The organism is Desulfocicer niacini (genome assembly GCF_054657595.1).
Map to the genome: position 1 here is coordinate 1 of NZ_BAAHYK010000076.1, position 14,384 is coordinate 14,384.

Annotated in this window: 13 protein-coding genes and 1 tRNA gene; all 14 read left to right on the plus strand. The window is 48.5% G+C overall.

Annotated features, from left to right (window positions below):
• On the plus strand, positions 1-142 hold a 142-nt coding region (locus ACYQ2M_RS23490), incomplete at its 5' end, for an EF-Tu C-terminal domain-related protein (protein ID WP_459914431.1).
• A 33-nt stretch (positions 143-175) separates the two neighbouring features.
• Positions 176-328, plus strand: coding sequence for a 50S ribosomal protein L33 (gene rpmG, locus ACYQ2M_RS23495; protein WP_084066405.1), 153 nt, complete (start codon positions 176-178; stop codon positions 326-328).
• 64 nt (positions 329-392) lie between these two features.
• Positions 393-469, plus strand: a tRNA-Trp gene (locus ACYQ2M_RS23500).
• A gap of 89 nt (positions 470-558) precedes the next feature.
• Positions 559-918 carry a preprotein translocase subunit SecE gene (gene secE, locus ACYQ2M_RS23505; RefSeq protein ID WP_459918836.1) on the plus strand — a complete coding sequence of 120 codons (360 nt, stop codon included), beginning with the start codon at positions 559-561 and terminating at the stop codon, positions 916-918.
• Positions 919-933: 15 nt separating this feature from the next.
• On the plus strand, positions 934-1,464 hold the full coding sequence (nusG, locus tag ACYQ2M_RS23510; RefSeq protein ID WP_459918837.1) for a transcription termination/antitermination protein NusG: 531 nt from the start codon (positions 934-936) through the stop codon (positions 1,462-1,464).
• A 39-nt stretch (positions 1,465-1,503) separates the two neighbouring features.
• Positions 1,504-1,926, plus strand: a complete 423-nt coding sequence (rplK, locus tag ACYQ2M_RS23515) for a 50S ribosomal protein L11 (protein WP_459918838.1) — start codon at positions 1,504-1,506, stop codon at positions 1,924-1,926.
• A 27-nt stretch (positions 1,927-1,953) separates the two neighbouring features.
• Entirely contained in the window at positions 1,954-2,646 is a 693-nt protein-coding gene (gene rplA, locus ACYQ2M_RS23520) for a 50S ribosomal protein L1 (RefSeq protein ID WP_459918839.1), read from the plus strand.
• Between the two features lie 458 nt (positions 2,647-3,104).
• The gene (gene rplJ, locus ACYQ2M_RS23525; RefSeq protein ID WP_459918840.1) at positions 3,105-3,626 is read left to right on the plus strand and encodes a 50S ribosomal protein L10; all 522 of its coding nucleotides are present in this window, start codon (positions 3,105-3,107) and stop codon (positions 3,624-3,626) included.
• 63 nt (positions 3,627-3,689) lie between these two features.
• Complete coding sequence (gene rplL, locus ACYQ2M_RS23530) at positions 3,690-4,073, plus strand: 50S ribosomal protein L7/L12 (RefSeq protein ID WP_459918841.1); 384 nt, start codon at positions 3,690-3,692, stop codon at positions 4,071-4,073.
• Between the two features lie 121 nt (positions 4,074-4,194).
• Entirely contained in the window at positions 4,195-8,400 is a 4,206-nt protein-coding gene (gene rpoB, locus ACYQ2M_RS23535) for a DNA-directed RNA polymerase subunit beta (RefSeq protein ID WP_459918842.1), read from the plus strand.
• Positions 8,401-8,410: 10 nt separating this feature from the next.
• Positions 8,411-12,778, plus strand: a complete 4,368-nt coding sequence (gene rpoC, locus ACYQ2M_RS23540) for a DNA-directed RNA polymerase subunit beta' (protein ID WP_459918843.1) — start codon at positions 8,411-8,413, stop codon at positions 12,776-12,778.
• A gap of 126 nt (positions 12,779-12,904) precedes the next feature.
• Positions 12,905-13,276: a 30S ribosomal protein S12 gene (gene rpsL, locus ACYQ2M_RS23545; RefSeq protein WP_459918844.1), complete on the plus strand. Its 372-nt coding sequence runs from the start codon at positions 12,905-12,907 to the stop codon at positions 13,274-13,276.
• A 64-nt stretch (positions 13,277-13,340) separates the two neighbouring features.
• Entirely contained in the window at positions 13,341-13,808 is a 468-nt protein-coding gene (rpsG, locus tag ACYQ2M_RS23550) for a 30S ribosomal protein S7 (protein ID WP_459918845.1), read from the plus strand.
• Positions 13,809-13,862: 54 nt separating this feature from the next.
• Positions 13,863-14,384, plus strand: a 522-nt coding sequence (locus tag ACYQ2M_RS23555) for a GTP-binding protein (protein ID WP_459918846.1), incomplete at its 3' end; no start/stop codon positions are given.

Here is a 14,384-nt window from a genome sequence, read left to right on the forward strand (position 1 = left end):
TGAGATGATCATGCCCGGAGATAACGCAAGTATTTCAGCGGAACTCATTGCCCCCATTGCCATGGAAAAAGAGCTTCGGTTTGCCATCAGGGAAGGTGGACGCACGGTTGGTGCCGGTGTTATCGGCGAAATTATCGAATAGAATCTGATCGAATAGAATCCAAGGGAGTTTCTTGTGGCAAGAGTAAATATCACGCTTTCATGCACAGAGTGCAAGCGAAAAAATTATACAACGACAAAAAACAAACGAACAACACCGGATAAACTTGAGTTTGAAAAATATTGCCGATTCTGCAAGAAGCACGTTCTGCATAAAGAGACCAAGTAGGCCATGGGCTGATGCAATAGTAGATTCAAAAATATTTTAACCAATCAGTTTTGTTTGTTGATGCAGGTCAGTAGCTCTAATTGGTAGAGCGCCGGACTCCAAATCCGGATGCTGGGGGTTCGACTCCCTCCTGACCTGCCATTTTTATTTGTGGACAATGGCTTTTCTTTGTGAATTTCTGATAAACAATACAATGCTTTTTAAGGGCAGGTGTATTCAACAGGAGTGTTATGGCACGGTTGCAGAAGAAAAAAATAACATCGGACAAAGTCCGAAAACGTGAGACCCCTCAAGAGGTGTCCGGCGGTGAAAGCTCAGCCCAGCCGGTAACTTCGCCCGCCAAGCCGACCCAGCGACGTGGGGATGCCCGTGCTGCTGCTGTGACTATTCCTTCCGAGCCCAATTTTATTCAAAAGGGCGTGCAGTTTTTGAGGGAAGTCCGGGTGGAACTTAAAAAAGTCACTTGGCCGTCCCGGAAGCAGACTGCCGGCTCAACGCTTGTGGTTATTGTCCTGGTATTTATTCTTGGCGCCTTTCTTGGTTTGGTGGATATCAGTTTGTCAAAGCTTGTTCAGATCGTTCTGGCATAAAATAGGGAGTTGAAATTGTCTCTCAAATGGTATGTGGTTCATGTTTATTCAGGCTATGAACAAAAAGTAAAACTGGCTTTGGAAGATCGGATAAAGAACGCGAGATGCTCAGACAAATTCGGAGACGTTCTGGTTCCCACAGAGCACGTTGTCGAGCTTGTTAATGGCAAAAAGAAAGAATCTTCCCGGAAATTTTATCCAGGATATATTCTGGTGAACATGGAGCTCAATGATGAGACGTGGCATATTGTAACGTCCACAGCCAAGGTGACCGGATTTCTGGGGGGCAAGAACAGGCCTGCACCCATCAGTGAAAAAGAAGCTGCCGATATTGTTGAGCGTATGGAACTTGGGAAATCCAAGCCCCAGCCCAAATATTTTTTCGAAATTGGTGATGATGTCAGGGTGGCCGACGGTCCATTTGTGAATTTTAATGGAACGGTGGAAGAGGTTAACCCGGAAAAGGGCAAGGTGAAGGTTCTGGTCAGTATTTTTGGCAGGGCAACACCTGTGGAGCTTGATTTCGTTCAGGTGACGAAAATATAAAATTAGAAACATTAAAGCATGTGTCAGGAGTAAAAGAAAATGGCAAAAAAAGTGATGGCGCAGATTAAACTTCAGGTTGCAGCCGGTAAGGCCAATCCGTCTCCGCCAATTGGACCAGCTCTGGGTCAGCATGGCGTAAATATAATGGATTTCTGTAAGGCTTTTAACGCCCGGACCGCAAATGACGCCGGCTCAATTATTCCGGTGGTTATTACTGTATTTCAGGATAGAACTTTTTCCTTTATCACAAAAACACCGCCAGCCTCCATGTTGCTCAGAAAGGCCGCAAATATTGCCAAGGGTTCCGGTGAGCCCAATCGAAACAAAGTGGGAAAGGTCACCCGGGATCAGCTGGTGGAGATTGCAAATTTAAAAATGGAAGATCTCAATGCCAATGATGTCGATGCGGCTGTCAATATTATTGCAGGAACTGCCAGAAGCATGGGGATAGAGGTTGTTTAACCGTTATTAAGGAGTGAGTGACATAAAATGCCTAAGCATGGTAAGAAATATACGGAAATTGTGAAGAAGATCGACAGGCAAGCAAGATACGATTTTGATAAAGCCATAGAGATCTCACTCTCTTCATCCTTTGCAAAATTTGACGAGACTGTTGATGTTGCAGTAAAACTGGGTGTTGATCCAAGACATGCCGACCAGATGGTTCGGGGGACGGTTGTCCTTCCCAATGGTCTGGGTAAAGAGGTGAAGGTGCTTGTGTTTGCCAAGGGTGAAAAAGAAAAAGAGGCTCTGGATGCAGGTGCTGATTTCATTGCCAACGATGAAATCGTGGAAAAAATTAAAGGTGGTTGGTTCGGTTTTGATCGCGCCATTGCCACCCCCGATATGATGGGAACCGTGGGAAAGCTGGGTCGAGTTCTCGGGCCAAGAGGTCTTATGCCCAATGCCAAAACCGGTACGGTTACCTTTGAGGTGGCCCGGGCCATTGAAGAGCTTAAGGCCGGTAAAATTGATTTTCGGGTTGAAAAAGCAGGTATTATACACGCCCCTGTGGGAAAAGCCTCTTTTGGGGTTGAAAAGCTGGTGGAGAATGTCAAAGCCTTTGTGTTAAAGGTTGTTGCCCTGAAGCCTGCCGCAAGTAAAGGTACCTATGTCCAGGGAATCACTGTTTCAACCACCATGGGTCCTGGTATCAAAATCGATCCCGTTCTGATCAAGTAAAATAATGTTCCAACATCCCTTCTCTCATTTGAATACTGATTCTGCTTGGCTGTCTTGATTGACGATGACATTATTTCACCCCCCCCCAGCTATTTTACGGGGGAATGCAGGTTGGGTTTTGACATATCTTAAGGATGCTGGTTCATTAAATAAAGGTTGATCACTGATATCTGCAGTTTGTTCATTTTTTGTAAGCCTTTACGTTAGTTTCTTTTAATAAGAGACGATTGAAAGAAAATGCCTGAATTTTTAATTCATTGTATTGAGTTGAAAAAAATGACCAGAGAAAGTGGATCGAGAACAATATAATTAAAATACTGTTTGTCTGTCAAAGACAGTAGGTGCACAATAAATGTTTTGTGTTTAATCGGCGATGCCGGCCTGCCGAGACAGCGTTATGTTTTGGCGCAGTCGGCACCTCTGAAAAAATTAATGTTTGGGAAGGAGGTGTTTGAATATTGAACTTATCTGAAAAAAAAGAGCTGGTTTCAGGCCTGAATACCAGGCTGTCCGAGTCCAAGATCGCTTTGATTGTGGATTACAAGGGGTTGGATGTTGAGGCTATGACCGCATTGAGGGCTGAACTTCGCAAGGAGGGTGCCAACCTGGAAGTGGTGAAAAATACACTGCTTTCCATGGCCGCCCAGGGGACTGATGCCTCTGTGATTGATGCCGCTTTCAAGGGTCCCAATGCAGTTGTAACCTGTAAAGATGATCCGGTTGCCCCGGCAAGGATTCTGGTTAAATTTGCCAAGGATAACCAGAAGCTTGAGATCAAGACGGGAGCCATGAATGGAAAGGCGCTTTCCATTGATGATATCAAGGCCCTTGCTACAATGCCTTCAAGGGAAGTCCTTCTTGCCCAGGTGCTGTCCGTCATGAATGCCGTGCCCACGTCCATGGTCCGGGTACTCAATGCGGTGCCTGTGTCCTTGTTAAATGTTGTGACGGCCATCAAAGATCAGAAAGAAGCTGCATAAAAAATTATTTAAAATATATACCTACGATGAAAATACGCACTGCGCGTTTAAGGAGATAAAACAATGGGTGATGTAACCAAAGAAGATGTCATAGAATTTATTGCAAACATGAGCGTTCTTGAGCTTTCCGATCTGGTGAAAGAGCTCGAGGAAAAATTTGGTGTTTCTGCTGCCGCTCCCGTGGCCATGGCCATGGCTGCTCCGGCCGGCGGAGAAGCTGCAGCTGCTGTAGAGCAGACTGAATTTGATGTTATTCTTGAAACCGCTGGTGACAAGAAAATCGGCGTCATCAAAGAGGTTCGTGCCATCACCGGTCTGGGTCTGAAAGAAGCCAAAGCATTGGTTGACGGTGCTCCCAAACCGGTAAAAGAGGGCATTGCCAAGGAAGAAGCTGAAAAAGTCAAAGAACAGCTTGAAGCAGCTGGCGCACAGGTAACGCTTAAATAATATGAGTATACTTTAAGTACTTGAAAAAATTTGTAATTTGCACTCACACGATGCGGAGGCAAGGTCTTATGGACTCTGTCTCCGCTTTCACGGTTATAATAAACCATTATTTGGAGATACCATGACCGGGAGCCTTCTGGCACACAAGCGCATCAGAAAAGAGTTTGGAAGTAAGAGTAGGGTGGTTGATATTCCGGATCTTATCGGAATGCAGCGCACCTCCTTTGAACGTTTCCTACAAAGGGATGTCCTTCCCGAGAACAGGGAGGATACAGGAATACATTCGGTGTTTAAATCGGTTTTCCCCATCAAGGATTTCACCGGCACCTCCTCCCTTGAGTACGTATCCTATTCCTTTGGTGAAATAAAACATTCCATACAGGAGTGTACCAGTAGGGGGATGACATACGAAATCCCGGTGAATATCCGGGTCAGGCTTGCTGTCTATGATGTTGATAAAGAAGCCGGTGTTACAACCATCCGGGACATCAAAGAACAGGAAATATATTTTGGAACCATTCCATTGATGACCCGACGGGGAACCTTCATCATCAATGGTACAGAGCGCGCTGTTGTCAGTCAGCTTCACAGATCATCCGGCGTTTTCTTCGATCATGATAAAGGCAAGAATCATTCCTCGGGTAAGATCGTTTATACGGCACGGATTATTCCCGTGCGGGGCTCCTGGATTGACATGGAGATTGATCCCAAGGACATTGTCAACATACGCATTGACCGCCGACGGAAATTTCCGGTGACCATCCTTTTTAAGGCATTTGGATACACCAATGAAGATATTCTGAGTTTTTTCTATGAAAAGGAAAAGATTATCCTTAAGGACGGAATTTTCTTTAAAGAGTTTATTCCCAAGCACTTGAAACGCCAGCGGGCAAGCTTTGATGTGCTCTTGCCAGGAACAGATGAAGTGGTGGTGAAAAAAGGTCGTCTTTTTACCCAGCGTGGATTAAAGCAGCTACAAGCCTCAGGTCTAGACTATATTCCCATTGCCGAGGAAGAACTGTTTGGTAAGGGGTTTGCCGAAACCCTTGTGGACCCTATGACCGATGAAGTCATTGTCCGGGCAGGTGATCTCATTGACAAGGAAATCCTTGACAAAATTATTGAGCAGGGACGTGATACCTTTCGTATCCTTTATGTGGATTCCTATAGTTCCGATTCCATGCGCAAAACCCTCTTTGTTGACAAGGTGACCTCCCGATCCGAAGCCTTAATTGAGATATACCGACGGCTTCGCCCCGGAAATCCGGCAACCCCCGAGGTTGCCCAGGACTTCATTGATCATCTTTTTTTCAAGTCTGCCTATTATGATCTTTCCGATGTGGGACGTCTAAAAATGAACCATCGTCTGGGGGTAAACACGGACATTCAGGTTAAAACCCTTAGAAAGGAAGATATCCTGCTCACCGCGGCCACCCTTGCAGAATTAAAGGATACCCAGGGGGCCGTGGATGACATTGATCACCTGGGTAACCGTCGGGTCAGGGCCGTGGGGGAACTCCTGGAAAATCAATACCGCATCGGACTTGTGCGTATGGAGCGGGCCATAAAAGAGCGCATGAGCATGCAGGAAGTTGATGCCATGATGCCCCATGATCTGGTGAACCCTAAGCCCGTATCCGCAGTGGTGAGAGAATTTTTTGGTACCAGTCAGCTGTCACAGTTCATGGATCAGACCAATCCCCTTTCAGAAACCACCCACAAGCGTCGATTAAGCGCCCTGGGACCGGGGGGACTTACCCGGGAGAGAGCCGGTTTTGAAGTCCGGGATGTTCATCCCTCCCATTATGGCAGGATCTGCCCCATTGAAACACCGGAAGGACCCAACATCGGGTTGATTGTTTCCCTCTGTACCTTTGCCCGGGTGAATCGCTTCGGGTTTGTTGAAACCCCCTACCGTACCGCCAGCAATGGCCAGGTAACCAGACAGATCCGACATCTTTCCGCCTTTGAAGAAAAACAGCATCCCATTGCCCAGGCCAATGCCATCCTCGACGATGAGGGTAATTTTTTAAGGGATCAGGTCACCTGCCGGGTGGAAGGTAACTTTGAAATGGTTGATAGAGATGAAATCCAGTTCATGGATGTCTCTCCTAACCAGCTGGTTTCGGTTTCAGCCTCTCTGATTCCGTTTCTTGAAAACGATGATGCCAACAGGGCACTCATGGGGTCCAACATGCAGCGCCAGGCGGTTCCCCTGATTCGAAGTGAGGCCCCCTTGGTGGGCACCGGTATTGAAGGTGTTGTTGCCAGGGATTCCGGGGTTTCCATTGTGGCCGATGAAGACGGTGAAGTGGTGGATGTGGATGCCAAACGCATTGTGGTCAAAAATAATGATGCCGATGATAAGGATGCCACAAGCCTTGTTTCCGTATACACCTGTTCCAAGTTTGTCCGTTCCAACCAGAATACCTGTTTCAACCATCGACCCATTGTACACAAGGGTGAGAAGATCAAGAAAAATCAGGTTATCGCCGATGGGCCATCCACGAACCTTGGGGAGCTTGCACTGGGGAAAAATGTGGTGGTGGCCTTTATGCCTTGGGGCGGTTACAACTACGAGGATTCCATTCTGGTCAGCGAGCGGCTGGTGAAAGACGGTGTTTACACCTCTGTTCATATTGAAGAATTTGAGGTGGTGGCAAGGGATACCAAGCTTGGTAAGGAAGAGATTACCAGAGATATCCCCAATGTGGGGGAGGACGCCCTTAAAGATCTGGACGAAAGTGGTATTATTCGTCTGGGTGCTGAGGTAAAGCCCGGTGATATCCTGGTGGGAAAGGTTACCCCCAAGGGAGAGACCCAGCTGTCCCCCGAAGAAAAGCTGCTCCGGGCCATTTTTGGTGAAAAAGCCGGAGACGTAAAGGATACCTCCCTTCGGGTTCCTCCGGGAGTTGAAGGCATTGTCATTGATGCCAAGGTGTTTTCCAGAAGGGGCATGGCCAAGGATGATCGTACCCGGAGCATTGAAGATCTGGAAATAGTCAATCTGGAAAAAAACAGAGATGATGAAGTCCGTATTATTACGGAGTTTGTATGGGAAAGACTTGAATCCGCCTTGGCAGGGCACACTACATCCACCCATCTGAAACGGGGAAAACGAGTGTTGATTCCATCTGGCACAGCGGTGGAAACAGGTGTTTTTGAAGGTCTTTCCGTTTCGGATCTTATGGCCCTGGCCGTTGATGATCCCCATGTCACGGAGACGGCTCATGCCATTCTGGAGCGTGCGGAAAAACAGATCCAGGATGCCAGAGATCATTTTAACCGACAGGTCAACCGTTTTGAAAAGGGTGATGATCTTCCCCCGGGTGTGTTAAAGCTTATTAAGGTCAATGTGGCCATGAAGCGGGTGCTCTCCGTGGGGGATAAGATGGCGGGACGTCATGGAAATAAGGGTGTTGTCTCCCGAATTCTCCCCATTGAGGATCTTCCCTATTTTGAAGATGGCCGCACCGTGGACATGGTACTCAATCCCCTGGGAGTTCCCTCCCGAATGAACGTTGGGCAGATTCTTGAAATTCATCTGGGGTGTGCAGCAAGGGGACTGGGTCGTCAGATTGAAGATCTCATGGAAGAAAAAAAGCATGATGAGTTAAAAAAACGCCTGAAACGGATTTTTACCACCCCGCCCCTGAAGAAGAAAATCACCGATGTGGAGGATATAAAGGATTTTGACTTTGCACGCCATTATACCCTGGATGAAACCATGCCCGAACTGGTCCATGAAGATGAAAAAGCCTTTGTGAAGGCCGTTGATGAAATGGATGACGATCACCTAATCGCATTTTCAAATTACTATAAAAACGGTGTGCATATGGCAACTCCGGTTTTTGACGGGGCCTCGGAGGAGGAAATTAAATCCCTTATTTCCTATGCCGGCCTGAGTCCATCCGGGCAATCCGTCCTTTATGACGGAAGAACCGGTGAGGCCTTTGACAAGCCCATCACCGTTGGTATTATGTATATGCTCAAACTCCATCATCTGGTGGATGACAAACTCCATGCTCGTTCCATTGGTCCCTATTCCCTGGTTACCCAGCAACCCCTGGGTGGAAAGGCCCAGTTTGGTGGACAGAGACTGGGTGAGATGGAAGTGTGGGCCATGGAAGCCTATGGAGCGGCACATGCCCTCCAGGAATTTATCACCGTCAAGTCCGATGACATGACCGGACGAACCCGTATGTATGAAAAGATTGTAAAGGGCCAGAACGTACTTGAGCCCGGAATGCCGGAATCCTTCAGGGTGCTGACCAAAGAGCTTCAGAGTCTGGGGCTGGATATAAATCTTATTGAAGGAAAGAATTAAGGAGAAGATATTGGAAACCATATACGATTTCTTTGCCAAGCCAAAAGATCCCAAGATTTATAAAGGTGTCCAGATCGGCCTTGCTTCTTCTGATCAGGTCAGAGAGTGGTCCCATGGAGAGATAAAAAAACCTGAAACCATCAATTATCGGACGTTTAAACCCGAACGAGATGGTCTTTTCTGTGCCAAGGTGTTTGGTCCCACCAAGGATTATGAGTGTAATTGCGGTAAGTACAAACGCATGAAGCACCGGGGTGTGGTGTGTGAAAAGTGCGGCGTGGAGGTGATTCAATCCAAGGTTCGCCGGGAACGTATGGCACACATTGAGCTCGCCTGTCCGGTGTCCCACATCTGGTTTTTAAAGAGTCTGCCCAGCAAGATCGGTAATGTGCTGGATCTGACCCTTAAAAATCTTGAAAAAGTCCTTTATTTTGATTCCTACGTGGTCATTGATCCCGGAGAAACTGATCTTTCCAAGTACCAGCTGTTGTCCGATGAGAAATACCATGAGGCCATGGAAGTGTTTGGCCCCGGAGAATTTGAAGTGGGGATCGGAGCCGAAGCCATCCTTAAGCTGCTGGAAGAAATTGATCTGAAGGCCGTGTATGATGAGCTTAGGGAGGAAATTACCACCACTAAATCCGTAGCCAAACGGCAGAAAATGTCCAAACGGCTCAAGGTGGTGGATGCTTTCCTTAATTCCGGACTTAGTCCCACCCGCATGATCATGACAGCCATTCCCGTGCTTCCACCGGATTTAAGACCTCTGGTTCCCCTGGAGGGAGGCCGGTTTGCCACCTCGGACCTCAATGATCTGTACCGACGGGTGATTAACCGGAATAACCGCCTAAAACGCCTGATGGATCTCAATGCCCCGGATATCATTGTGCGCAACGAGAAACGCATGCTCCAGGAGTCCGTGGATGTTCTTTTTGACAATGGACGTCACGGCAGGGTGGTCACCGGTACTAACAAAAGACCCCTGAAGTCTTTAAGTGACACTCTCAAGGGAAAGCAGGGCCGCTTTCGCCAGAATCTTCTGGGAAAGCGCGTGGATTATTCTGGACGTACCGTTATTACTGTGGGTCCTGATTTGCGGCTTCATCAGTGTGGCCTGCCAAAGAAGATGGCCCTTGAACTTTTCAAGCCCTTTATTTACAACTACCTTGAGAAAAAGGGGCTTGTGTCCACCGTAAAGAGTGCCAAGAAGATGGTGGAACGCGAAGAAATTGCCGTGTGGGATGCGCTGGACCATGTGGTCCGGGAATATCCGGTGATGCTCAACCGGGCGCCCACCCTGCATCGTCTGGGAATCCAGGCCTTTGAGCCCATCCTGATTGAAGGAAAGGCCATTCAGCTGCATCCCCTGGTGTGTCCCGCCTTTAATGCCGACTTTGACGGTGACCAGATGGCGGTGCATGTTCCCCTTTCCTTGGAGGCCCGTCTTGAAGCCCGGGTATTGATGCTGGCAAGTAATAATATTCTTTCCCCCGCCAATGGTCAGCCGGTGATTGTTCCCACCCAGGATATTGTTCTGGGGATTTACTACATGACCCGTGAAGCATCCGGCAAAAAGGGGGAGGGTATTTTATTTTCAAGTATTGGTGAAGTACGTTCCGCCTTTGATTCAAAGGCCCTGGATCTGCATGCAAAGATCAAGGTCCGCATTGACGGAGTGATCCATGAAACCACCACCGGCCGAATTCTTTTGTGGGAAATCATTCCCGGCGACACCCTTTTGTCCATGGATTGTCTTGGGTTTTCCAGCAGGGAAAAAGCTGAGGCCGTGCTGGCGCAGTTGAAAAAAGGCCAGGATTACAAGGCTGTGCTTGAAGAGGCCGGGCAGGGGGAAGACCCGGTGGTCAAGACCCAGACCGGGATTCTTACCAGCAAGGAATTTCAGAATTATTTTCAGGTCACGGAAATTGTCTTAACTCAGCTGTATGGCCTTTTGGAAGGACAGTATTCGGATCTGGTGGAGTATGGCGGGCGCTTTAATATCTTCAGGGTGGATGAGCGCAAAGTGACCATTCCCTTTGAACTTTTGAATCGGCTCATGGACAAGGGTGCTGTGCGGGGGCTTGTGGATTATGCCTACCGGAATATCGGCCTGAAAGAGACCGTTATTTTGGCCGACCGTCTCAAGGATATCGGCTACCGGTATTCCACTCTGGGAGGTCTTTCCATCTGCATTGATGATATGATTATTCCCGATGGTAAATGGGATATTATCCGCAAGTCCGAAGAGCAGGTACAGGGAATCAAGCAGCAGTATGCAGAGGGGTTAATCACCCAGGGTGAAAAATATAATAAGGTTGTTGATATCTGGGCCAAGAGCACTGATGACATTGCCGATGCCATGATGGCCGTAATGAAAAGCCCTGGTGGCCCAGATGCTTCGGATGACATTCTCAACGCCGTTTACATGATGGCGGATTCCGGGGCCAGGGGAAGTAAGGATCAAATGCGTCAGCTGGCCGGCATGCGTGGCCTCATGGCAAAACCCTCCGGTGAGATCATTGAAACCCCCATCACGGCGTGTTTCCGTGAAGGGTTGACGGTGCTTCAGTATTTTATTTCCACCCATGGTGCCAGAAAGGGTCTTGCAGATACCGCTTTGAAAACGGCAAACTCAGGGTATCTTACCCGTCGTCTGGCCGATGTGGCCCAGGACTGCACTGTTATGGAAGATGACTGTGGCACCCTGATGGGTGTGGAGGTGGAATCCCTTCTTGAAGGTGGAGAGGTTATACAGACCCTTGGTGAGAGAATTCTGGGGCGTGTGGTTCAGGCCCCAGTGATTGATCCATACAAAAACACCCTGCTCGCAGACAAGGGAATGGAGCTGGACGAAAAGCTGGTGGAAAAAATTGAGTCTGCCGGTGTAACCAGTGTTAAAATCCGATCTGTTCTTACCTGTAAATCCAGGTACGGGGTGTGTGCCAAATGTTATGGCCGGGATCTTGCCCATGGTAAAACCGTTGAGATCGGCCAGGCCATAGGGATAATGGCTGCCCAGTCCATCGGAGAGCCGGGAACCCAGCTGACCATGAGAACTTTTCACATCGGTGGTACCGCCAGTCGAAAGGTGGAAGTGGCTGAGATCAAGGCCCGGGTGGCCGGTATTGTCAAGCTCAATGAAAATATCCAGATCGTTACCACGGCAAGCCAGGAGCAGATCGTCATGAACAGAAAAGGGGGCGGTTTTTCCATTACTGGTCCCGAGGGGCGTGAACGGGCCAAGGAAGATGTTATTTATGGCGCCACCTTGCATGTGAGGAATGGACAGGAAGTGGAAGTGGGCGATGTTCTTGCCTCGTGGGACCCCTTTACCACTCCCATTATCACGGAAGTCAGCGGGCGTGCCCGGTACGCAGACATTGAGGTGGGAAACACCGTTCAAGAGCAGATTGACCCGGTAACCGGTAAAGTTTCCCGTACCATCATTGAGGGAAAATCTTCGGATGTTCGTCCCAGAATTACCATTAAAGATAAAGATGGTAAGGGCATTAAACTTCCCGGAGCCTCCGCCAATGCCATGTATTTTCTGCCGGTGCATGCCATTTTGATGAAGGACGATGACGATGAGGTCATGGCAGGTGATGTCATTGCCAAGCTTCCCCGTGCCACCACCAAAACCAAGGATATCACCGGTGGTCTGCCCCGGGTGGCCGAGCTGTTTGAGGTTCGAAAGCCCAAAGAGCCCAGTGTGCTGACGGAAATTGATGGCTATGTTTCGGTCTCCAAGGGCACCAAGGGCAAGCAAAAGGTAACCATTACCCCCACCGATGTCGGGGATAAAAAAGAATATCTGATTCCCAAAGGACGTCATGTGAATGTCTATGACGGTGATTATGTAAAGGCGGGAGAGCCCCTCATCGGCGGATCTGCCAATCCCCAGGATATTCTCAATATCAAGGGTGAAGTGGCACTGGCCCGGTACCTGGTGGATGAGGTTCAGGAAGTTTACCGACTTCAGGGGGTTCGCATCAATGATAAGCACATAGAGGTGATCATCAGCCAGATGATGCGCCGAGTGAAGGTGCTGGAGGTTGGGGATACCAGCTTTATTCCCGATGAGCAGGTGGATCGTGACCGGTTTGCCGAAACCAATCGGGACATCGTCATGAAAGGGGGTGAGCCAGCCAGGGGAGAGCCGTTGATTCTGGGAATTACAAAGGCCTCATTGGCCACAGACAGTTTTATTTCAGCCGCCTCCTTCCAGGAAACCACCAAGGTGCTCACAGAGGCCAGTATTCAGGGAAGATATGATAGCCTGAACGGGCTGAAAGAAAATGTCATCATGGGGCGTTTGATTCCCGCTGGAACCGGATTTGCCGCCTACAAGGGGCTGGAGATTGAAACCGTGGAAAATTAATTTCCATGGGTTCAAACAGGACCATAGGATAAAAAAGCTTGACAAGTTTGGGTGTTTTATATAATAATTCAACATTTTGTCACATAAGATTGTTCGAAATCATTCGATAAGGAGTTTTATAAAGGTATGCCAACCATTAATCAACTGGTAAGAAAGGGACGGGCAAAGGCGGAAAAGAAGCAGGGAACCCCGGCTTTGAAGGGCGGGCCCCAGAAACGAGGTGTCTGCACCAGGGTGTATACGTCTACGCCCAAAAAACCGAACTCTGCATTAAGAAAAGTTGCAAGGGTCCGGTTGACAACCGGCATGGAAGTCGCCGCTTATATTCCCGGCATGGGGCATAACCTGCAGGAGCACTCTGTTGTTCTTGTCAGGGGCGGGAGGGTCAAGGATCTTCCCGGTGTACGTTATCACATAGTGAGGGGTACACTGGATACGCTCGGGGTTGAAGACAGAAGGCAGGGCAGGTCAAAGTATGGTGCAAAACGACCCAAATAAGTTTTTTGGCTGGGTTGAAATTTGTCCGGGATCAATTGAATCAGTTTAAGAAATTGGTGGATGTATGGCAAGAAAAAAAATAGTTTCAGGACACTTGACCATGGGGGCTAAGGGCGAAAAAACCCTTGTTTCCAAGTTTGTCAACTGTGTGATGAAAGATGGTAAGCGAAGCGTCGCTGTGCGGGTGTTCAATGATGCGATGGATCTCATTGAAAAAAGATCCGGGGAAACACCGTTGGACGTATTTGAAAAGGCGATCAACAATGTCCGGCCATCCGTGGAAGTGAAATCCCGTCGGGTGGGAGGGTCAACCTATCAGGTGCCCACGGAAATAAAGCCTTCAAGGCAGACAGCTCTGGCCTTTCGCTGGTTACTGACCTTCAGTCGCAAGCGGTCTGAAAAAGGAATGGCCAACAAGCTCGCAGCTGAGTTGATGGACGCATTCAATGAGCGTGGCGGTGCCATGAAAAAGAAAGAAGATACCCATAAAATGGCCGAGGCAAACAAAGCTTTTGCCCATTTTAGATGGTAGTTTTTAAAGAAAATTTAAAACGTCCTGTTAAGATTTCAGGGAGGAAAATTTAAAATGGCTAAGGAAAAATTCGAGCGGACCAAGCCGCATGTCAACATTGGGACCATCGGGCACATTGACCATGGCAAGACCACGCTTACAGCTGCAATCACCAAGCACGCAGCCCTTGCCGGTCATGGTACTTATATTCCCTTTGATGAGATTGATAAGGCTCCCGAGGAACGTGAACGGGGTATTACCATTGCAACGGCCCATGTGGAGTACGAGACGGCAAACCGTCATTACGCCCACGTTGACTGCCCCGGCCATGCCGACTATATTAAAAATATGATCACCGGTGCTGCCCAGATGGACGGTGCAATTCTGGTGGTAAGTGCCGATGACGGCCCCATGCCCCAGACACGTGAGCACATTCTGCTTGCCCGTCAGGTGGGTGTGCCCAGCATTGTTGTATTTCTCAATAAATGCGACATGGTGGACGACGAAGAGCTTATTGAGTTGGTTGAGATGGAGCTCCAGGAACTGCTTGATAAATATGAGTTCCCTGGAGATGATACCCCCATTATCAGAGGATCC